This is a genomic window from Lentzea sp. NBRC 105346 (genome assembly GCF_030269605.1).
GTDB lineage: Bacteria > Actinomycetota > Actinomycetes > Mycobacteriales > Pseudonocardiaceae > Lentzea.
In genome coordinates, this window is the sequence record NZ_BSTQ01000022.1 from 1 (window position 1) to 19,823 (window position 19,823).

The window sequence follows — 19,823 nt, forward strand, 5'->3', positions numbered from 1 at the left end:
ACCAGACGTCGAGCGTGAAGGTCAACCTCAACGTCACCGTCTCCTCGACGACTCTGATGGGCCTGGATGATCACCCCGGCGAACTGCAGGGCTACGGCCCGATCAGCGCCGAACTCGCCCGCGAGCTCGCGGGCGACTCGACCTGGCGGCGACTGCTCACTGACCCGCAGTCCGGCATGCTGCTGGATGTCGGCACCAGCACCTACCGGCCGCCGGAGCATCTACGCCGGTTCCTCTGGGCGCGCGATCAGACCTGCCGCCAGCCGGGCTGCATGATGCCCGCGCAACGCTGCGAACTCGACCACACCGTGCCCTACCCCGACGGCCCCACGGCTGCGTGCAACCTGTGCCCGTTCTGCAAGCACCATCATCGGCTCAAGCACAAGAGCAACTGGGCGGTCACCCAGCCGATCCCCGGACGCTTCATCTTCAAGGCCCCGTCGGGAAAGGTGTACGTCCGCGAACCGGAACCGGTCCTGGCCGGCTTCCCGACCGATCCGCCATTCTAAAAAAACAAACAACGAAACTCGGGCCACACACCCCAGCCACGCTGGCAACCGCACCAAAATTACGCAAGTCTGGGCGGTGTCTGGGGCACGACGGCAGCCAACCACAGACCTCGGTACGTTGGCATTTTCGCGCGGACGCGGCGCCCTAGCGCCGTGGCCGCGCGAAAATGCCAACGTGTCGCGGCGCAGCCGCGTGAGATTACTTAGTCGTGGTCGGGTTGCCCGGTCAGGCGGTGATCCGCCGCGTGGACGGCCTCCAGCAGCAGTCGCCGGACGTGTCCGCCGCGGGCGCGGTAGAGGGACCGTCTGCCGTCGCGGCGGACCGACACCAGTCCCGCGAGCCGCAGCTTGGCCAGGTGCTGGGACACCGCGGGCCGGGCGATCCCGACCGCGTGCGCGACCGTCGTCACGTCGTACTCCTGGCCGCACAACAGCCACAACACGCGCAACCGGGTCGCGTCGGCGAGCATCCGGAACCCGTCGACGGCGGCCTCGACGTGGGCGCCAGAGGGTAGCTGTTGCCAGTCTTGCGTTGTTGCAACGTCGTCGCGTGCGTACATGTGCACATATAGTGCCACCATGCTCGCCGTACTGCACGGCCGGACCTACCGGCATCTGTTCGGAGCGCAGGTCATCGCTCTGACCGGCTCCGGGCTGGCGACCGTCGCGCTGGGCCTGCTGGCGTACGAGCTCGCCGGACCGCGCGCGGGTGCCGTGCTCGGCACCGCGCTGGCGATCAAGATGGTCGCGTACGTGACGGTCGCCCCGATCGCGGCCGCGCTGCTCGGCGGGCTGTCTCGACGGGCCGTCCTCGTGGCGCTCGACCTCGTGCGGGCCGGGGTGGCCGTGGCACTGCCGTGGGCCGGCGAGGTCTGGCAGATCTACGTCCTGATCTTCCTGTTGCAGGCCGCATCGGCCGCATTCACCCCGCTCTTCCAGGCGACCATCCCGGACGTGCTGACCGACGAGCGCGACTACACCAGGGCGCTCACGTTGTCGCGGATGGCCTACGACCTCGAGGGGCTGCTGAGCCCGGCGCTCGCCGCCGCGGCGCTGACCGTGCTGGGCTTCCACGACCTGTTCCTCGGCACCGCCGCCGGGTTCGCCGCCTCCGCCCTGCTTGTGGTCTCGGTGCTGCTGCCGCGCAACACCCCGGCCCCGCGCCCAGCGACGACGCGGGGAATCCGGATCTACCTAGCGACGCCACGGCTGCGCGGCCTGCTCGCCGCGCATCTCGCCGCCGCGGCCGCCGGTTCCATGGTGCTGGTCAACACCGTCGGCTACGTCCGCGACGTGCTGCACCGCGACGCGCCGGATGTGGCGATCGCGTTGGGCGCCAACGGGATCGGGTCACTGGCGGCCGCGGTGGTGTTGCCGCGGCTGCTGGATCGGGTGCCCGATCGCGTCGTCGTGGTCCGGGCCGTCGCCGCACTGGTGGTCCTGCTGTTCACCGGCACGATGGTCGCTGGGACATGGCCGATGCTGCTCGTGCTGTGGACGCTGATCGGCGCCGCGTGCACGTTCGCACTCACTCCCGGAGCCCGGCTGCTGCGCCGCTCGGCCTCGCCGGACGACCGGGCCGCGGTGTTCGCCGCGGACTTCGCGTTGTCGCACACCTGCTGGCTGGTCTGTTATCCGCTCGCGGGGTGGCTTGCCAGTGCCGCGAGCATGACGACCGCGTTCGCCGTGCTCGGCGTGATTGCTGCCGGGGCGTTGATGATCGCGAGGCGGGTGTGGGTTTCGGACACCGCGAAATCCGTCGCGGTACCGGCCGGCCGCCGCTAGCTTGCGAATGGTGGATCTCTTCTCACGGTCGTGGGCCGCGTTGCGCGCGGCGGTCGCGGAGCTTCCGGACGACGCCTTCGCCGAACCGTCCGGCTGCGCCGGGTGGCTGGTGCGGGACCTGGTGTGCCACCTGGTGATCGACGCGCAGGACGTGCTGATCACGCTGGTGACCCCGGCCGAGTCGGAACCGACCCACGACGCCGTGACCTACTGGAAGGTGTCCGGCACCCCGCCCACCGGCGACGACCCGCTCGACGCGCTGATCGTCCGGCTCGCCGCCGCCTACGAGGATCCGGCGCTGCTGAAGTTCCACCTCGACGACGTCGGTTCCGCCGCCGGTCGTGCCGCCGCCCTCGCCGACCCCGCCCTGCGCGTGAGCACCCAGGACATGGTGCTCACCGCGGGCGACTATCTCTCCGCGTACGTCCTGGAGTGGACCCTGCACCACCTCGACCTGATCGAGCACCTGCCGGGCGTGGCCGGACCGCCCGCCGAGTGCCTCGCCCGGTCCCGCGCGATGCTCGAGCAGATCGCCGGGGCCGCGTTCCCCGCTTCGTGGTCCGACGAGGACGTGCTGCTGGTCGGCACTGGAAGGCGTGCGGCGACCGACTCCGAGTCGGACGTGAAGATCCCGATCGTGCTCGGCTGAAAGCGCTACTTCCGGCTCCTGTATCTCAGTTCGCCACGTGAGAGCGTTCCCGGCGATCGAGAGGGGGAGGCCATGTCCAAGTTGCTCACAGCCGTGCTCACCGCCGGTCTACTTGGGACCGGCACGCCTGCGAGCGCGGCTCAGGTGCCGGTTCCGACGCTGACGTGGACGGACTGCGCCGACGGGTTCCAGTGCGCGAAGGCCGAGATGCCGCTCGACTACCGCCGTCCCGGTGGGGAGAAGATCACGCTCGGGCTGACTCGCAAGCCGGCCACCGATCCAGCCCGGCGGATCGGCTCCCTGTTCCTGAACCCTGGCGGTCCCGGCGGCGGTACGGACTGGCTGGTCCGTGGCTTCGCCAAGTGGGGACCGCCGGAGCTCGCGGCCCGGTTCGACCTCATCGGCTTCGATCCACGAGGTGTCAAGCGCAGCGAACCGCTCGCCTGCCAGTCGCAGACCGAGTACGCGCAGGCGTGGTCGCAGGCGACCAGCCGGCCCACCAAGGACTCGTTCGACCGCGCGGTGCGGCAGGGCAAGGAGTTCGCCGACGCCTGCGGCCGGGCGAGCGCCCGGATCCTGCCGTTCGTCGGCACCGAGTACGTCGCCCGCGACATGGACCTGCTGCGTCGCGCGGTCGGCGACAGCAAGCTGAACTACCTCGGCTTCTCGTTCGGCACGTACATCGGCACGGTGTACGCGAACCTGTTCCCGAAGAACATCCGCGTGCTCGCTCTGGACGGCGCGTACAACCCGCAGACCTACGCGAACCGGCCGTACGAGTACGACCTCGGCCAGTTCAAGGCCGTGGAGGCCGCGCTGGGCCGGTTCTTCGACTGGTGCAAGGCCACCACCGACAAGTGCTCGTTCGGTGCGCGCGACCCGCGCTCGGCGTTCGTCAAGCTGCAGAAGGATTTGGACGCCGACCCGGTCCGCGACGCTTCCGGCGGGTTCGTGGGCAACGGCGCCACGGTCACCTACAACGTCATGTCCTCTTTGGGCGGTGGGAAGTACGCCTGGCCCTACATCGCACAGGGGCTCGCCGACGCGCAGCTCCGGACAGGTGAGCTACTTGAAGTGCCGGCTGCGGACTACCTCGCGGCCAACACCTCGGTCGAGTGCGCGGACCGGGCGTTCCCCGCGTACCAGCTGCAGGCCCGCCTGCGGATCGCGTCGGACGCGGCCCCGCTGACCGGACCGGCGCTGGCGTACGCGGTGCCGAGCTACGACCACGCGCACGCCACGGGCTGCACCCAGTGGCCGGTGCGGTCAAGGTCCCGGTTCGCCGGACCGTTCCACGCACCCGGCACGCCGCCGATCCTGGTCGTGGGCAACACCGGCGACCCGGACACCCCGTACGAGGACTCCGTGGCGCTGGCGAGGATCCTGCGCAACGGTCACCTGCTCACCTACCGCGGTGAGGGGCACACCGGGTACTTCCAGAGCGAGAAGTGCGTCGCGGACAAGATCACGGCGTACCTCCTGGACGGCACCCCACCGGCCGAGGGCACCGTCTGCGCGGACTGACGCGGTTACGCCAGCCAGTCCCGCAGACCGATGCGGCCCAGCTCGGCACCCTCGCCGGGCAGCAACGAGTCCTGCTCCAGCAGTGTCCCGAAGTACGGCGCCCGCGGGTCGGCGATCACCTCACGTTCGTCGGCCCGCGCGGTGAGCACGGTCCGGACCCACGTCGCCATGCCCAGGACGTCGGGCCCGGCCACCTCGAGCGTGCCACCGAGCGGTGAACCCGCCGCGGTCCGCGCGACGAAGGCGGCGACCTCCTCGGCCGCGATCGGCCGCACCCCCGCGTCGGGCAGCCGCACTGTGCCGCCGGACGTGGCCGAGTCGGCGACCGCGCCCGCGAACTCCAGGAACTGGGTGGCGCGGACGAGCGAGTACGGCAGCCCGCCCTCCTCGATCAGGTTCTCCTGCACCACCTTCGCCCGCAGGTACCCGGAGTCCGGCAACCGGTCGGCGCCCACCACCGACAACGCGACGAAGTGACCGACCCCGGCGTCGGTGCCTGCCGCGACCAGATTCGACGTCGCCGTGCGGAAGAACGACATGACGTCGTCGTCGGCGAACGACGGCGAGTTCGACACATCGACCAACACGTCCGCACCCACGAGCACCTCTTTCAAGCCCTCGCCGGTGAGGGTGTCGACACCGCTCGCCGGCGAGGCGGGCACGGCGTCGTGGCCGTGTTCGCGCAGCCGCGTCACCACCTGCGAGCCGATCAGACCGGTGCCGCCGACAACCACGATCCTCATCATCAGTCCCATCGTCAGCCGCCCCACGCGGAGCGGGTCGTCAGCTAGGACAAGACAGAACGCCGATCTGTGACAGCACACATCACCCACATCGGATGGAGCCGAGCTTCGCGGGGTTCAGCTGCCACAACACCTGGTCGATGCCGGATGCCGACGCGGTCACCGTCACCACCCCGAAGACCTCGCCGTCGCGTCGCAGCACCGCCGCAACCTGCCCGTTGACCGAGGCGAACGTCACCTCGGCACCCGTCCAGAAGCTCGCCGAGTACGCCCGGACGACCTTCGCCACGGTGAGCGCGCCCACCAACGGCACCCGCGCGGCGCGCACCACACCGCCACCGTCGGAGTAGCTCACCACGTCCGCGCTGAACAGCTCCTCCAGCGCGGCGAGGTCACCGGCCTGGGCCGCGGCCACGAACGCGGTCAGCAACCGCCGCTGCTCGGCCGCGTCGACCGGCGCGCGGCGTTCCCCGGCGAGCCGCTTGCGGGCCCGGCTGACCAGCTGCCGGCTCGCGACCTCGCTGGTTCGCACGATCTCGGCGATCTGCTCGTACGGGTAGTCGAACGCCTCCCGCAGCACGTACGCGGCCCGTTCCGCCGGGGTCAGCCGTTCCAGCAACAGCAGCACGGCCAGCTCCAGCACCGCACCACGCTCGGCACCCAGCTGCGGATCCGCGGACGTGTCCACCGGTTCCGGCAGCCACGGTCCCGCGTAGGTCTCGTGCCGCGCCCGCGCGCTCTGGCTCACGTTGATGGCCATCCGCGTGATCGCGGTCGACAGGTACGCCTCCGGTTTGTCCACAGTGGACCGATCGACCACCTGCCAGCGCGCCCAGAGGTCCTGCACGAGGTCCTCGGCGTCCTGCGCGCTGCCCAGCATGCGGTAGGCGATCCCGAACAGCCTCGGGCGCAGGGCCGCGAACTCGGCGGCGGCGCGGCCGAGCTCGTCGGCTACCAGGTCAGGCCCTCGAGGTCGAGGGTCTGCTGGTGCGGCCCGCCGGTGAACGAGCTGGTGAGCAACCCGGCCGAGCGGCAACGGCCGCAGCTCACCGGTGACGTGGTCGCCTTGAACCGGGTGAAGTCCCAGCTGCCGGTGCCGACGTGGCAGCCGGGACCCGGCACCTCCAGGCCGAGCCACGCCTGCATCCGCACGGCGTGCACCACGTCCGAGCCGTCGAGATAACCGTTGAGCCGGCCCGCGAACCGGGCTCGTGCCTGCGCTGCGGGTTCGGCGAGGGCTTCCTGCAGGGCGGACGTCATGAACCCGATTCAACCAGGAGGACCGGGCCGGACGCGGCTCATCCGCGTGGCGCGTCAGAATACTGCTCTCTATAACTTCAGTGTTGACCGAAAAGAAGCATCTCGGCGTGGCCACCCAAGTGCCGTCACGAAAAGCAAACCCGCCAGGACGATGAAGGCGGCGGCGACCGACGTGGCCACCACAACCGGCGCCAGCAGCACCGGTGCGGCGAACTGGCCGAGGAAGCTCGCGCTCGCGGCACCGGCCAGGGCACGGCCGCGCGCGGCGGGAGACACGGCCTCGCCGATCAGGGAAGTGGCCAGGGGGAACGCGATGCCCATGCCCAGCCCGAAGAGTATCGGGCCGCCGAAGAGCAGCCGGGGATCGGACGCGACGCCGAGCACGACGAACGCGAGCGTCCACAGCGCCAAACAACCCCGCAGCACCAAGACGTCACGGAACCGGGCCCGCACCCGAGCGAACAGCAGCCCGGCCAACCCGCCCGCGAGCGCGAGAGCCATGGGATACCAGGAGATCGCGAACGGGCCGAGCCCGCCGAGCCGTTGCGGCAACAGCACCGCGATCGCATAGAGCAGCACGTTGTTGAGGAACAGCAACAGGTACAACGACATCGGCGCCCGTTCGCGAGGCGGAACAATGGACGGGCGGGTGTCCGGCAGCACGACCATGGCGATCACCGCGAGCGGCAGCGCCACCAGATACAGGGCGAACGGCGCGTGCCAGGACAGCTCGCCGAGCGCGCCGCCGAGCAGGGGGAACACCACGCCGCCCGCCATGGTCGCGGTGCCGCGCAGGCCCATCATCCGGTCGCGAAGTGCACCGGACCAGCACGCGACCAGTGCGACAGTGGCGCCGGTGAACACGAACGCGAGGCTGAGCCCGAACAGCACACGCACGAAGATCAGCCACGGGTAGGAGTCGACGACCAGGCCGGCGCCACCGGCCAGGCCATAACCGAGTAGGCCCAAGGCGAACGGTCGGCGCACGCCCCAGCGATCGATCGCCCGGCCGGCGAGCGGAGCCGCGGCCGCCACGGCGAGCGCGTGCACCGTGACGGCGATGCCCGCTGCGCCGGAACCGACCCGCAGGTCCGTGCGCAGCAGGACGATCACCGGGACGATCGCCGTCCCCGCCATCACCCCGAGCGTCGAGGCGGCGAGGACCAGCAACCGGGTCACGTCCAGGGCGCCAGCGGGTACCAGGGGATGACGCCGCGGAACTGCAGCATGCGCACGTCCCAGTAGAAGATCGTGAAGACGCCGGTCAGGATGAGCGCGCCCGCGGTGATCGGCAACGCCCGCGCGGCCAGCCACCCACGCAGCCTGCCGCCCGCGACGTTGAGCAGGAGCAGCAGCAACGCCATGACGAGGATGTTGCCGACCGACTGCAGCACGAACGCAAAGGCGCCATACAAGGGGTTGCCGCTCTCGGCCGCGGCGCGGAAGAGCTGGCGGAACAACGGCCACGGTCGGCCGATCAAGAACCCGCCGATCAACGCGCCGAGGAACACCAGACGGGCCCGCGGAAGCCGTGCGAACGGGTCGCGCACCAGGCCCAGTTGCGCGAGCCCAAGATAGGTCAGCGACACCCCGATGATCCCGAACACGACCATGGACTGGATGTTGCGGGCGGTCAGTTCCCCGAGCGGCGCCCGGTCCGCGTTGAACTGCGGCATGCGCGTGCCGACGAGGCTGACGACCACGCCGTAGGCCGCCGACACGGCCACCATGCCCGCGGCCAGCCATTTCAACGGGTCCAGCGTCGCCATCAGCCGCCGCCACCGGCCGCCCTCGCCGCCGAGCATCGGTGCCATGGCGCCGAACACCGCGACGTTGCAGCCGGTGAACGTGCCCGCGAGGCCCGACGCGAAGGCGAAGAACACACCGGCGGCGATCCCGGTGATCGGCTGCTTCGGGTCGTGGCCGAGCATCGCGCCGGCGACGTTGCCGCCGATCGTGGTGTCGACGAACTGCGCGGACCAGATTGTGGTGAGGAGGAAACCGAGAACCGCGCTGATGACCACGATCCTGCGGGTGTTGGTGGGTGTCTCGACCTGGTGTGCCATCAGTGCCGTCCTGCGGGGAGATGAACGACGAACGGGTCGGTGTTGCCTTCGATGCCCCAGCGGCCGCCGGAGACGCCGAGCCCGCTGGACTTGGATCCGGCGAACGGCTCGCCGAAGTCCATCCGCATGTGCTCGTTGACCCACGCGGTGCCGCATTCGAGCCGGCCGGCGACGTCGGCCGCCTGGTCGAGGTCGGTGCCCCACACCGAGCCGCACAGCCCGAACGACGTGTCGTTCGCCAGGTCGACAGCTTCGTCCACAGTGGAACAACGGACGATCGGAAGGGCCGGGCCGAACTGCTCCTCGTCGACGATCCGCATCCCGTTGCGGGCCTCGGTGAGGATGGCCGGGGCGAAGAAGTTGCCCGGCCGGTCGACCGGGCCGCCGGTGAGGACACGGGCGCCGTGCTGCCCGGCCTGCTCGACCAGTTCGGTCACCCGGCGCAGCTGTGGCCGGTTGTTGACCGGGCCGATGTGCGTGGCGGGGTCGAGCCCGTCGCCGACGACGACCTGTTTCGCCCGTTCGGTCAACGCCTCCACCAGCGCGTCGTGGACGTCGCTCACGGCGTAGACCCGCTTGACCGACATGCAGATCTGCCCGCAGTTGGCGAAGACGCTCCAGAACAGCTTGTCCGCGATCGCGGCCACGTCGGCGTCCGGCAGCACGATCGCGGGATCGTTGCCGCCGAGCTCCAGGGTGAGCCGCTTCAGGTCGCGAGCCGCGACGGACGCCACCTCGCTGCCGGTGTCGACCGAGCCGGTGAAGTTGACCTTCCGGATGCCGGGGTGTGCGACCAGGTGCCTGCCGAGGTCGTCGCCGCCGGTGAGCACGGTCAGCACGCCGGGCGGCAGGACCTCGGCGAACAATCGTCCGATGTGGAGGGTGGTGAGCGGGGTGTGCGGTGACGGCTTGAGCACCACCGTGTTCCCGGCCGCGAGCGCGGGCGCGATCTTCGCGATGGCCAGCTGCACGGGAAAGTTCCACGGCGTGATCGCGGCGACCGGGCCGAGCGGCCGCCTGCGCACCTCGATGCGTTCGTGCTCGTTGTCGGTGAGCACCAGCGGTTCGACGACCAGGTCGGCGAAGTACTGGAAGCGGGCCTTGGCCCGGGTCAGCTCCGCCTCGGCCTCGCGCAGTGGCTTGCCCTGTTCGAGCGTCAGCATCCGCGCGAGGCCGGTGGTGATGGCCGCCGCACACGCCTGCAGGAAGGGCGTCCGGTCGGTGGACCGCCAGGACGTCCACGCGGCGGTGGCCACGCGTACCGCGGCGTCCACATCGGGCGGTCCCTGGTCGGGCACGTGGTCGAACACCTGGCCGGTCGCGGGGTTCTCGACGGCGAGCATCTCAGTCGACTCCCATGATCCGCGACGGGTTGACCGAGCTGGTCTCGTGCACCTCGTCGTCGGTGAGCCCGAACGCTCGCATGTGCGCCCGCAGCAGCCGCAACGCCTCGACGGTGTTCGGGAACAGCGGCTCGCCCGCGTCGCTGGACAGCGTCACGTGGTGGGTGCCGAGTGCCTGAATGGTGAGGCACATCTCGGCCGGGTCCACGCCGAGCAACGGTGAGATCTCGTCGTAGGTGAAGTTCATGTAGATGCCCGCCGAGGTCAGCTCGCGCATCTCCTCCAGTGACAGGTCGAGGAACGGGCTGAACGGGTGGTCCACCACGGCCTTGGTGATGCCGAACGTCCGCACCGCGTCGGCCATCTCCCAGATCTCAGCGTGCGTGGCGTGCGCGAACGAGATCATCACGTCGTGGTCGGCGGCCATCCGGAAGACCTCGCGGTACTCCGGTTTGAGCCTGCCGCGCTCGTCGAGCGTGTAGTGGCCGACCTTCAGGGCCTTCTCCCACGGCAGCGGGTCGGCCCACACGTTGGGCTCCTCGCCCCACCACGCGCTCATGCCGCCGACCTTGCTCAGCGTGTTGGCGCTGCGGAACACCGGCATCCAGATCGCGTTGATCCCGGCATCGAGCTGCTTGCGTGCCTGCTCGTCGACGGAAAGACCCATCGTGTCGGTGGCGATCCACCCGGACCACAGCCGGGTCGGCTCGATGCCGGTCTCGTCGCACCACTTCCGCAGCTTCTGGTCGACGTCGCGGACGGCCGCGAGCGGACCGTCGTGCTTGCCGCGCCACACGATGCTCTTCATCAGCAGGCCCTTGACCCCGCTGGCCGAGGCGAGCTGGGCGATCGCGAGCCCGTCCTGCTGGCCCTCGTGGGCGTGGCAGTGGATGTCGACCGCACCCTCGACGCCGTACACCGCGGGTGGCACGAGCACCTCGCCGCGATAGCCCATGCGGGCCTTGTAGGACGACAGGAACCGGTCGTGCGGCGCATTGTTCTTGCGGCGCAGACGGAACTCCGCCAAGTACTCCTCTTGTTCGTCCATCTCATCCAACGGAGGCCTCCACGAGTGGTTTGCCGGTCGTCTCCATCCCCGTGCGCCACAGGACGAACGCGGCGATCGCGGCGGGTGCGGCACAGATCAGCGCCACGGACTCGAGTGCGGGTGCGGTGGTGACGAGGACCGGGCCGAGCAGCCCGCCCGCCTTGGTCGAGGCGGCGGCGAACCCGCTGCCGGTGGCGCGCAACGAGGTCGGGTACACCTCGGCGGCGTAGGGGGAGAGCATCGCGACCATGCCGGTGAAACACGCCAGCAGCCCGCTGACCAGTGCGATGAAGAGCCACCCGCTCTGCGCGCCCACCACGGCGAACAGCACGAGCGACGCCGCCGATCCCGCGCAGTACACCAGCATCGAACCTCTGCTGCTCCACCGCGCGTACAGCCATGCGGCGACCGCCGTCGCGGGCAGGGCCAGCAGCGAGGCGATGAACAGCATCCGGCTCGCCTTGACCCCGGACTCCTCCAGGAAGATCGGCAGGAACGTCACGAAGCCCCAGTTGATGATGCCCCAGCCCAGGCCGTAGCTGAGGATGCCGACCGTGCGCAGCCGGTAGGCGTCACCGAGCAACGTCCGGACGCGCGATCCGTTTTCCTCGAGGGCGACCGGTGCGTCCGCGGGGACGGCTCGCACGCCGTACCGCGCCATCACGACGGCGGCCTCCTCGTCGCGCCCGTTCGCGATGAGGAACCGGGGCGACTCGGGAATCCACCGGCTGAGCACGATCAGCAGCAACCCGGTCGGCAGCCCCAGCAGCCACAGCGAGCGCCAGCTGAACAACGGGACCAGCAGCGTGGCCGCACCGGACGCCACGAGGTAGCCGGCGGCCGCGCCGAGCCCGCTCTGCAGCACCAGCAGCCAGCCGCGGTGCTTCGCGGGCATGGTCTCGGACATGAGCGCGTAGACGATCGGGAGCAGGCCGCCCGCGGACAGGCCCATGGCGAAGCACATCACCATGTTCCAGCCGAACGACGGCATGAACCCGCACACCGCCGTGCCCACGTACATCAGGGCGGACAACAGGATCGTGGCCCGGCGCCCGATGACGTCGCCGAGATAGCCCCACAGGATCGAGCCGGCGACCGTGCCGCACAACGCCACGAACGGGAACATCGCGACCTGCGGCTTCGTCAGCCCGTACTCGGCGGCCATGCCGGGCACGGTGAACCCGAGCGACGCCGGTTTCATCGTGTCGATCACCAGCGCGACGAACAGCACCAGCACGAGCAGCTTGTGTGCCCGGCTGAGCGGTGCCTCGTCCAGGGCCCCGAACCGCAGCCCTGTTGTTGTTCGGACCGCGCGAGGTGGCAGCAGACCCCACACCGCGATCCCCGTGCCCACTACGAGCAGCACCATGCCGAGCGACATGGCGAGCCCCATGTCCATGTGCGCCATGCGGAAGTTGTGCTCGGCCGACATCAGATAGCTGGGCACGTGCAGGAACACTCCGGCCAGCACGAGGACCGAGCCGATCCAGAACGCGTGTCTTCTCACAGTGGCCGCCCTTGGGAGTCGTGGGTCTCGAAGTACCGTTCCGCGAGCCGGAGTTTGCGGGCGTGCAGGACCATCGCGGTGCCCAGCACGAGCTGCACGATCCCGCGCGTCAGGTCCTCGAAGCGGTCGCGCACCCGCAGGTACGCGAGTGCCATGCGGGCCGGCCGCACGGCGTCGCGTGGCTGGAGCAGGCACGGCCCGCGGTTGGGGAGCGGGCGTTCGTGCGCGGCGGTCGAGCTGAGCTCGTATCGGGCGAGCACCTCGCGGGCCACCGCACGCATCGTCGGCGGGACGATGCCCTTGGCGGGACAGGGCCGGTTCGCGGTGACGCCGAACGGGATGTGGTTCTGGCGCGACGCCGACTGGAACGCCACGTAGTCGAACAGCAGCACCGACCCGGCCGGCAGCGTGACCCCCTCGTCGACCTTGATCTCGGCGGACGTGATCCGGTGGGCGATGCCGAACAGCGGCCAGCGCCACATCGTCTCGGAGATCACCTCGTCCAGCAGTTCCGGCTCGTCACGCACCCGGCGTTGGGTGTCGGGCTGCTGCGCCAGGGCCAGCAGCAGGTGCGCCATCGCCTCGGACGACTGCACGACCGCCGTGTTGAAGAACGTGCCCTGCAACCAGAACACCTGCTCGTCCGGGGTCAGCGACGCGGGCAGCGGCACGACCGGGTTCCGGCCGCGCAGGTACGACGTGAGCGCCCGCCTGCGGTCCATGTGCCGCAGCCGCGTGCACTTGAGCGAGCCGACGACGTCCTCGGCGTTGGCGACGATGAGGTCGCGGGCGCGCCGCGGGCACGGTGTGCCGAACACGAGCTCGTAGTAGAACTCGGCCCAGATCGGCATCATCTCGTCGCGCAACCGGACCAGGCGTAACCGGACCGGGTGTTCGTCCAGCACGCGCCCGGCGACCTCGGCGGCGAGCTTCTCGCTGTCCCGTAACGGTTTCGCGAGGAACCGCCGGGTGCAGCGGGCGACCTCGTCGTAGCGGAATCCCGGTTCGAGGTGCTCCTGGTGGACCTCGGGTCCGGGCGCGAGCCAGTACCAGAACAGGTCCGACAGTCCGGCGCCCCGGCTGCGCCCGGTGGCGGCGGGGTGTGCGTAGAGCTTGTGGAAGTGCTCGACGCCGACGAGGTCGCCGGGGATGCGCACGCCTTCGGTGCCGTTGACCCGCTCGAAGATCTTGTTGCGCAGCCGGGTCAGCATCACGTCACCTGGATCAGCTCGGACTTCGCCGCGGCGGGGGAGTCGCAGCCGCACAGCGTCAGCGCGTTGGCCAGCTCGGTGCGCAGCAGCTCCAGGACGCGCGAGACGCCCGCTTCGCCGTCGGCGGCGAGACCCCAGACGACCGGGCGGCCCACGGCGACGGCCGCCGCGCCCAGTGCCAGCGCCTTCACCACGTCGGTGCCGCGGCGGACGCCGCCGTCGAGCAGGATGGGGATCCGGCCGTCGACCTCCTCCGCGATGAACGGCAGCTGCCCGATGGTGGCGGGCGTGGTGTCGAGCTGGCGGCCGCCGTGGTTGGACACGATCAGCGCGTCCACCCCGTGCTCGACCGCGAGCCGCGCGTCGGCGTGGTGCAGCACGCCTTTGAGCACGATCGGCAGCGGCGTGATCTTGCGCAACCACTCGACGTGCTGCCACGAGATCGCCGGCGACAGCACGACGTTGCGCACCTCGCCGTCCTGCTCGCGCAGGTTCGGGCACTTCATCCCGTCCGGCAGCTGATGGAAGTCGTTGCGGTCGTTGCGCTCGTTGCGGCCCAGCGCGGGGGAGTCGCAGGTGAGCACGATCGCCCGGCACCCGGCGGCCTCCGCCCGGCGCACGATCGCTTCGGTGAACCCGAGGTCGGGCTGCAGGTACAGCTGGAACCACAGGTTCGGTTCGAGGTCGGCGGCCGTCTTGCGGGACTCGGCCGCGATGTCCTCGATCGGCACCGTGGACAGCATCGCGGCGATCATGATCACGCCCTGGGTGGCCGCCGCCCGTGCGGTGGCCAGCTCGCCGTCGGCGTGCGCGAGCCGGTGGAACGCCGTGGGCGCCAACAGGATCGGCATCGAGGTGTGGCAGCCGAGCACGGTGACGTCGAGCCGGGGCTCACCGGCGCCGCGCAGGATCCGTGGCACCAGCTCGAGCCGCCGGAACGCCTCCTCGTTGGCGCGCAACGTGATCTCGTCCTGTGCGCCGCTGGCGAAGTAGTCGTGCCGGACCGGGTCGAGCGCGGCGCGCGCCAGTGCCTCGAACTCGCGGACATTGACCGGACCGTTCATTTCACCGCCTCTGCCACGAGTTCCACGATGGGTTTGCGGTGCTCGACTTCGTCGGTCCAGTCGTTGTCCACGTGCTCCGGCAGATGTGTCACGGACACCAGCTCGCCATCGCGGTAGTGCCGCACGACCGGGTGCACGTAAGGACTCTCGTGAGCCGGGTCGGCCTCCCACTCGCGGCCCGCGTCGACGTCGAACGGGTCGATCACCTTGTGCGCCCGGCCGTACTCCAGCGAGACGGCGAGCGCCGACCCGTCGACGAACTCGGGCACGAGGTCGAGCGGTATCTCCTCGAAGTGCTCGGCGCGGCCGTCGCGGAACACCACCAGGTCGCTGAGGTACCCGTACTGCTGCCACAACGCCGAGCTGCGGTTGAGCCGGGCCAGCAGGGCGTCGGCCACCTCGTCCGGCTCGATGCTCCGGCGTGGCCACGGCACGCCCTCGTACCGCTGCTCCAGAACCTTGTGCAGCGCGCGGATCCCGTAGCGGAAGCCGTGGATGAACGCGCTGGTGTACTTCTTGAAGTCGCGCGACTGCGTGAGCGTGCCCGCGAAGTACAGGTCCGGCACCGAGACGGACTCCCAGTGCGCGGTGAGCTCGGGGAACCGGTCGTTGATCGTCCGCTGTGGCCGCGCGCTGTCCGCGAAGATCGAGGCGTCCATCTGGAAGCCGGTGCAGGTGATCACGCGGTCGTAGGACAGGGTGACCGTCTTGGGCCGCCGCGCGTAGGTGAGCGTGACGTCGTATCCGTTGTCCGTGCGGACGATGCGGTCGACAGTGGCGTCCAGCACCAGGTTCTGCGACTTGAGCTGGTAGGTGTCCAGGAAGTTGTTGTTCACCGCGCGCAGGTGGCCGATGAAGTGGGTGCGCCAGGCGAACTTCAGCGAGCTCGGCCCGAGCACGTGGATGAGCGCGGCCTTCGGCACGATGTGGTCGGCGGTCTCGAACGCCGAGTTGCCCTTGCCGATGATCAGCACGCGCTGGGCGGTGAAGTCGTCGGCGTCCAGCGTGACGTCGTGGTAGAACTCGGTCGTCTCGACGCCGGGGATGCTTGGTACGTAAGGCTTGCTCGGTCCCGTCGCGACGACGACCCGCTTCGCCTCGAACACCTCACCATCCGCGGTCGTCACCCGGAACGGGCCCGCTGGGTCCGGCCTCGCCACCTCGGTCACCCGGCTGCCGCACCGCACCCGCACGCGTCGCGCGAAGTCGGCGAGATAGCGCACATAGACGTCCGCGTGCGGGAAGTACTCGTCGGTGTACTTCGTGAAGAGCAGGTCCGGATCGTCGCTGAGCAGCGAGTTCCAGTCCATGCGCAGGTTGAGCTCGGGGTCGGTCCACCCGGTGTTCGGCTTGTTGATCGAGATCATCCTGCGGTGCCGGGGAAACGTTGTGTAGAAGGCGCCCGGCGTGTCCGCGGCCTCCAGGACGAGGTAGTCGCGCCCCGCCTTCTCCAGGTAGTAGCCGAGCTGCAGACCGGCCGGTCCCGCTCCGATCACCAAGTAGTCCATGCGGCTCCCTTGATCACGACGAAATGGGGTGCCCGGAAATGAAATCGAATTCGAGCGTATTACCGGTGGTTCGGATTTGAACTACTGCGCGCAGAGCAATCTGTTCTCGCATGCGCATCAGGGAAAGACGACGTTCGGCCGGTTGCGACAGCCTGGCGACAGTTTTCGTTACTAAATGCCTCGTCCGTTCGTGTGTATGAACCTGCCATATGGGACGGAGTGCACTGATGGTGGCGAGAGCGCGGCCATCCGAGTGGTTCCGGTTCTGCAGATTCATCGGTGAGTGCTAGTTTCCGAGACGAGATCTCCGGCGAATTAACGCAATTCGGGATTTCTGTGTTTCTGCTGTCGAGCAGGAGGATTCAATGACGATTCCGACCGAACCGATCGGTAGCATTCCCCGGCCCGCGTCGCTGCTCACGGCCCTGGGGGACCACGCGGCCGGGCGCATCGGCGACGACGGACTCGCCGCACAGGTGTCCGACGCGATCGCCGACACGCTGAAGCGGTTCGCGGAGACCGGGTCGCCGGTCGTCACCGACGGCGAACAGGGCAAACCCAGCTTCGTGACCTATCCGATCAGCGGCTCGGCGAACCTGGGGGAGGGTGGCGTCACCATCCCGTTCGAGGACGGCCACACCCGTCAGCTGCCCACCCTCGCAAGTGGACCGTTCCGCTACGCGACCTACGCCGCCCGGTACCTGAACGCCGCACGGCAGCACACCGACCTGCCGGTGAAACAGCCGGTGATCGCGCCCTCGGCGCTGAGCCTGCTGTACCCGCCCGGCGGTGTCGACGGGTACCCGCGCGAGCAGTTCCTGGAAGACCTGATCAACGAGAGCGAGCGGGACATCCGCAGCAGCCTCGACGCCGGCGCGCACTCGGTGCAGCTGGACTTCACCGAGGGGCGGCTGTCGCTCAAGCTCGACCCGTCGAAAGGCGTGCTGCGCGACTTCGTCGCGCTGAACAACACCGTCCTGGACAGGTTCTCCGACGAGGAACGCGCGCGGATCGGCGTGCACACCTGCCCCGGCGGCGACCTCGACTCGACGCACAGTCTCGACATCGACTACGCCGAGCTGCTGCCCGAGCTCTTCCGGCTGAACGCGGGCAACTTCTACGTCCAGCTCGCCAGCGAGCCGGACCGGCGGCGGGTGCTGGAGATCATCCGGGACTACTCCCAGGACCACCAGCGGGTGTTCGTCGGCGTGATCGACCCGATCGACCCGCGGGTGGAGACGCCCGAGGAGGTCCGCGACCGGGTGCTCGAGGCGGCCGAATACGTGCCGGTCGACCGGCTGGGCACGTGCGACGACTGCGGGTTCTCCCCGTTCGCCGACGACACGTCGACCTCGCGTGACACGGCGTTCGCGAAGATCGCCGCACGGGTGGAGGGGACCCTGCTGGCGGCTGAACAGCTGGGCGTCTAGATCACCACATTGCTCGGGTCCGACCGGATGTTGGTTAGCCTATCCTTCGTTCGGTCGGATCATCGAGGAATGCGAGGTACCGCCGGTGGCGGTGGTCGAGGAGGGCGCGCGTGCCGTCGCCGCGACCAACGCGCGCCGCGGCTGGTGGCTGCTGGGCTGCGTGGCGCTGCTCGTGGTGGTCTGCGCCCTGAGCCTCGTGTTCGGCGCGAAGGACATCGACCTCGCCACGGTGTGGAACGCCTTGTGGCGCAACACCGGCGCTTACGACCACAACATCATCACCGAACAGCGCATCCCGCGGACCGTGCTCGGGCTGCTCACCGGCGCGGCGCTGGGCGTGTCCGGTGCGGTCATCCAGGCGGTGACCCGCAACCCGCTCGCCGACACCCAGGTGCTCGGGCTCAACGCCGGGGCCGGGCTGTTCGTGGTGTTCGCCATCGGCACCCTCGGGCTGACCGGCATCTGGTCCTACCTGTGGTTCGCCTTCCTCGGCGTCGCGGTGGCCGGCACGGCCGTCTACGCGCTGGGCTCGGTCGGCCGCGGCGGTGGCACGCCGATCCGGCTGACCCTCGCCGGCATCGCGCTCGGCGCGGTGATGGAAGGCGTGTCGTCCGGGATCCGGCTGGTCCGGCCGCGCGCGTTCGACTATCTGCGGTTCTGGGACGCGGGAGCGCTCTCCGGCCGGCCGATGGGCATCGCGGTGGCGATCGCGCCGTTCGTCGGGGCCGGGCTGGTGCTCGCGCTGCTGGTGGCGCGGTCGTTGAACGCGGTCGCGCTGGGCGACGACCTGGCGCGTTCGCTCGGCGCCAACGTGATCCGGACGCGGCTGCTGTCCGTGCTGTCGGTGACGCTGCTCGCCGGTGCGGCGACGGCGGCGGCCGGGCCGATCGGGTTCGTCGGGCTGATGGTGCCGCACGCGGTGCGCTGGCTGGTGGGGCCGGACCAGCGATGGATCCTCGCGTTCACCATGGTGTGCGGCCCGATTCTGATGCTGTGCGCGGACATCGCCGGCCGGCTCGTGCTGCCTCAGGCCGAGCTCGCCGTCGGGATCGTCACCGCGTTCGCCGGCGCGCCCGTGCTGATCTGGCTGGTGCGCCGCACGAAGGCGGTCGCTCCATGAACAAGGTGGACTTCGGGCATCGCGTTCTGGTGCTGCGCATGGGATCCGTGCTGTCGCTGCGGCTGGGCGTGCGGCCGCTGGTGGTTGCCGCGCTGCTGATCGGTATCGCGGCGGTGGCCGTGTGGCTGGGGCTGACGACCGGCGAGTTCGAGGTCAGCACGGACGAGGTGCTGGCCGCGCTGGGCGGTGACGGGCCGCGGGCCGTGCGGCTCGTCGTGGTGCAGTGGCGGCTGCCGCGGATCCTGCTGGCGTTGATCCTCGGCGCGGCCCTTGGGCTGAGCGGCGGGATTTTCCAGGCGTTGACGAAGAACCCGCTGGGCAGTCCCGACGTGATCGGGTTCAACGTCGGCGCGTACAGCGGCGTTCTCGTGTCCATGGCTGCGATCGGCACCGGGTATCCGGAGAAGGTGGCCGGCGCGCTGGTCGGGGGACTGGCGACCGCGGCGGCGGTGTACCTGTTCGCGTACCGGCGCGGGGTGCAGGGTTTCCGGTTGATCATCGTGGGCATCGCGATCAGCGCGGTGCTCGCGTCGGTCAACCAGTGGTTCATCATGAAGTTCCGGCTCAGCGCGGCACTCGCGGCCGCGACCTGGTACCAGGGCAGCCTCAACAAACTCGGCTGGGACCAGGTGTGGCCGGCGCTCGTCGTGATCGGCCTGCTGGGTGCGGTCCTCATCGGAATGGGGCCGCGGCTGCGGATGCTCGAGCTGGGCGACGACGCGGCCGCCGCGCTCGGCGTCGGGGTGGAGCAGGCGCGGGCCGGCTACCTCGTGGTCGGCGTGGCCCTGGGTGCCGCCGCGACCGCGACCGCCGGGCCGATCGCGTTCGTCGCGCTCGCGGCGCCGCAGGTGGGGCGGTGGCTGGTGCGGTCGGCCGGGATCTCGTTGACCGCGTCGGCGACGACCGGTGCGGTGCTGCTGGCGGTCAGCGACTGGCTGGCCCAGCGGTTGTTCATGCCGACGCAGCTGCCGGTCGGCGTGATCACCGTGTCGTTCGGTGGCGCGTACCTGGTCTGGCTGCTCGTGCGCCAGGCGCGGATGTCGTGAGGAGTTCTTT

At 69.9% G+C, this 19,823-nt stretch carries 19 protein-coding genes; 7 read left to right on the forward strand and 12 right to left on the reverse strand.

Annotated features, from left to right (window positions below):
* Window positions 1–509: HNH endonuclease signature motif containing protein (locus tag QSK35_RS36670; RefSeq protein WP_285752317.1), on the forward strand; the 509-nt coding region annotated here is incomplete at its 5' end.
* A gap of 203 nt (window positions 510–712) precedes the next feature.
* Here the strand turns inward: QSK35_RS36670 and QSK35_RS36675 are convergent.
* On the reverse strand, window positions 713–1,069 hold the full coding sequence (locus QSK35_RS36675; protein WP_285752318.1) for an ArsR/SmtB family transcription factor: 357 nt from the start codon (window positions 1,067–1,069) through the stop codon (window positions 713–715).
* A 19-nt stretch (window positions 1,070–1,088) separates the two neighbouring features.
* On the opposite strand from QSK35_RS36675, the gene QSK35_RS36680 reads away from it, so the two are divergent.
* The 3 genes from QSK35_RS36680 (at window position 1,089) to QSK35_RS36690 (ending at window position 4,467) form a co-directional block, all read left to right on the forward strand.
* Complete coding sequence (locus QSK35_RS36680) at window positions 1,089–2,294, forward strand: MFS transporter (protein WP_285752319.1); 1,206 nt, start codon at window positions 1,089–1,091, stop codon at window positions 2,292–2,294.
* Window positions 2,295–2,304: 10 nt separating this feature from the next.
* Window positions 2,305–2,943, forward strand: a complete 639-nt coding sequence (locus tag QSK35_RS36685) for a maleylpyruvate isomerase N-terminal domain-containing protein (RefSeq protein WP_285752320.1) — start codon at window positions 2,305–2,307, stop codon at window positions 2,941–2,943.
* A gap of 72 nt (window positions 2,944–3,015) precedes the next feature.
* On the forward strand, window positions 3,016–4,467 hold the full coding sequence (locus QSK35_RS36690) for an alpha/beta hydrolase (protein WP_285752321.1): 1,452 nt from the start codon (window positions 3,016–3,018) through the stop codon (window positions 4,465–4,467).
* A 5-nt stretch (window positions 4,468–4,472) separates the two neighbouring features.
* Here the strand turns inward: QSK35_RS36690 and QSK35_RS36695 are convergent, their stop codons facing one another.
* From QSK35_RS36695 to QSK35_RS36745, 11 genes are all read right to left on the reverse strand, one after another.
* On the reverse strand, window positions 4,473–5,213 hold the full coding sequence (locus QSK35_RS36695) for an SDR family oxidoreductase (RefSeq protein ID WP_285752322.1): 741 nt from the start codon (window positions 5,211–5,213) through the stop codon (window positions 4,473–4,475).
* Between the two features lie 79 nt (window positions 5,214–5,292).
* Complete coding sequence (locus QSK35_RS36700; protein ID WP_502881767.1) at window positions 5,293–6,246, reverse strand: RNA polymerase sigma-70 factor; 954 nt, start codon at window positions 6,244–6,246, stop codon at window positions 5,293–5,295.
* On the reverse strand, window positions 6,162–6,470 hold the full coding sequence (locus QSK35_RS36705) for a hypothetical protein (RefSeq protein ID WP_285752323.1): 309 nt from the start codon (window positions 6,468–6,470) through the stop codon (window positions 6,162–6,164). Before QSK35_RS36705 ends, QSK35_RS36700 begins: the two co-directional genes overlap by 85 nt.
* Window positions 6,471–6,539: 69 nt before the next feature.
* Entirely contained in the window at window positions 6,540–7,649 is a 1,110-nt protein-coding gene (locus QSK35_RS36710; RefSeq protein ID WP_285752324.1) for an MFS transporter, read from the reverse strand.
* The gene (locus tag QSK35_RS36715; protein ID WP_285752325.1) at window positions 7,646–8,536 is read right to left on the reverse strand and encodes a hypothetical protein; all 891 of its coding nucleotides are present in this window, start codon (window positions 8,534–8,536) and stop codon (window positions 7,646–7,648) included. Before QSK35_RS36715 ends, QSK35_RS36710 begins: the two co-directional genes overlap by 4 nt.
* Window positions 8,536–9,879: an aldehyde dehydrogenase family protein gene (locus QSK35_RS36720; protein WP_285752326.1), complete on the reverse strand. Its 1,344-nt coding sequence runs from the start codon at window positions 9,877–9,879 to the stop codon at window positions 8,536–8,538. The genes QSK35_RS36715 and QSK35_RS36720 overlap by 1 nt, the downstream gene beginning before the upstream one ends.
* Window position 9,880: 1 nt before the next feature.
* A complete protein-coding gene (locus tag QSK35_RS36725) occupies window positions 9,881–10,927 on the reverse strand; it encodes a DUF6282 family protein (RefSeq protein ID WP_285752327.1) in 1,047 nt (348 codons plus the stop codon).
* Window position 10,928: 1 nt separating this feature from the next.
* Window positions 10,929–12,434 carry an MFS transporter gene (locus QSK35_RS36730; protein WP_285752328.1) on the reverse strand — a complete coding sequence of 502 codons (1,506 nt, stop codon included), beginning with the start codon at window positions 12,432–12,434 and terminating at the stop codon, window positions 10,929–10,931.
* Entirely contained in the window at window positions 12,431–13,645 is a 1,215-nt protein-coding gene (locus QSK35_RS36735) for a cytochrome P450 family protein (RefSeq protein WP_285752329.1), read from the reverse strand. Before QSK35_RS36735 ends, QSK35_RS36730 begins: the two co-directional genes overlap by 4 nt.
* Complete coding sequence (locus QSK35_RS36740) at window positions 13,645–14,709, reverse strand: alpha-hydroxy acid oxidase (RefSeq protein WP_285752330.1); 1,065 nt, start codon at window positions 14,707–14,709, stop codon at window positions 13,645–13,647. Before QSK35_RS36740 ends, QSK35_RS36735 begins: the two co-directional genes overlap by 1 nt.
* On the reverse strand, window positions 14,706–16,217 hold the full coding sequence (locus QSK35_RS36745) for an NAD(P)-binding domain-containing protein (protein ID WP_285752331.1): 1,512 nt from the start codon (window positions 16,215–16,217) through the stop codon (window positions 14,706–14,708). Before QSK35_RS36745 ends, QSK35_RS36740 begins: the two co-directional genes overlap by 4 nt.
* 365 nt (window positions 16,218–16,582) lie before the next feature.
* Here QSK35_RS36745 and QSK35_RS36750 point away from each other — a divergent pair, with 365 nt between their 5' ends.
* From QSK35_RS36750 to QSK35_RS36760, 3 genes are all read left to right on the forward strand, one after another.
* Window positions 16,583–17,647, forward strand: coding sequence for a cobalamin-independent methionine synthase II family protein (locus QSK35_RS36750; RefSeq protein ID WP_285752332.1), 1,065 nt, complete (start codon window positions 16,583–16,585; stop codon window positions 17,645–17,647).
* Window positions 17,648–17,732: 85 nt separating this feature from the next.
* Window positions 17,733–18,767, forward strand: a complete 1,035-nt coding sequence (locus QSK35_RS36755; RefSeq protein ID WP_285752333.1) for an iron chelate uptake ABC transporter family permease subunit — start codon at window positions 17,733–17,735, stop codon at window positions 18,765–18,767.
* The gene (locus tag QSK35_RS36760; RefSeq protein ID WP_285752334.1) at window positions 18,764–19,813 is read left to right on the forward strand and encodes a FecCD family ABC transporter permease; all 1,050 of its coding nucleotides are present in this window, start codon (window positions 18,764–18,766) and stop codon (window positions 19,811–19,813) included. Before QSK35_RS36755 ends, QSK35_RS36760 begins: the two co-directional genes overlap by 4 nt.
* The last annotated feature ends 10 nt before the right edge of the window (window positions 19,814–19,823 follow it).

Excerpts from the sequence above, each read along its gene's own strand:
- QSK35_RS36675 (WP_285752318.1), bottom strand. The coding sequence starts at position 1,069 with ATGTACGCACGCGACGACGTTGCAACAACGCAAGACTGGCAACAGCTA.
- QSK35_RS36680 (WP_285752319.1), top strand. The coding sequence starts at position 1,089 with ATGCTCGCCGTACTGCACGGCCGGACCTACCGGCATCTGTTCGGAGCG.
- QSK35_RS36690 (WP_285752321.1), top strand. The coding sequence starts at position 3,016 with ATGTCCAAGTTGCTCACAGCCGTGCTCACCGCCGGTCTACTTGGGACC.
- QSK35_RS36695 (WP_285752322.1), bottom strand. The coding sequence starts at position 5,213 with ATGATGAGGATCGTGGTTGTCGGCGGCACCGGTCTGATCGGCTCGCAG.
- QSK35_RS36705 (WP_285752323.1), bottom strand. The coding sequence starts at position 6,470 with ATGACGTCCGCCCTGCAGGAAGCCCTCGCCGAACCCGCAGCGCAGGCA.
- QSK35_RS36715 (WP_285752325.1), bottom strand. The coding sequence starts at position 8,536 with ATGGCACACCAGGTCGAGACACCCACCAACACCCGCAGGATCGTGGTC.
- QSK35_RS36720 (WP_285752326.1), bottom strand. The coding sequence starts at position 9,879 with ATGCTCGCCGTCGAGAACCCCGCGACCGGCCAGGTGTTCGACCACGTG.
- QSK35_RS36725 (WP_285752327.1), bottom strand. The coding sequence starts at position 10,927 with ATGGACGAACAAGAGGAGTACTTGGCGGAGTTCCGTCTGCGCCGCAAG.
- QSK35_RS36735 (WP_285752329.1), bottom strand. The coding sequence starts at position 13,645 with ATGCTGACCCGGCTGCGCAACAAGATCTTCGAGCGGGTCAACGGCACC.
- QSK35_RS36740 (WP_285752330.1), bottom strand. The coding sequence starts at position 14,709 with ATGAACGGTCCGGTCAATGTCCGCGAGTTCGAGGCACTGGCGCGCGCC.
- QSK35_RS36745 (WP_285752331.1), bottom strand. The coding sequence starts at position 16,217 with ATGGACTACTTGGTGATCGGAGCGGGACCGGCCGGTCTGCAGCTCGGC.
- QSK35_RS36750 (WP_285752332.1), top strand. The coding sequence starts at position 16,583 with ATGACGATTCCGACCGAACCGATCGGTAGCATTCCCCGGCCCGCGTCG.
- QSK35_RS36760 (WP_285752334.1), top strand. The coding sequence starts at position 18,764 with ATGAACAAGGTGGACTTCGGGCATCGCGTTCTGGTGCTGCGCATGGGA.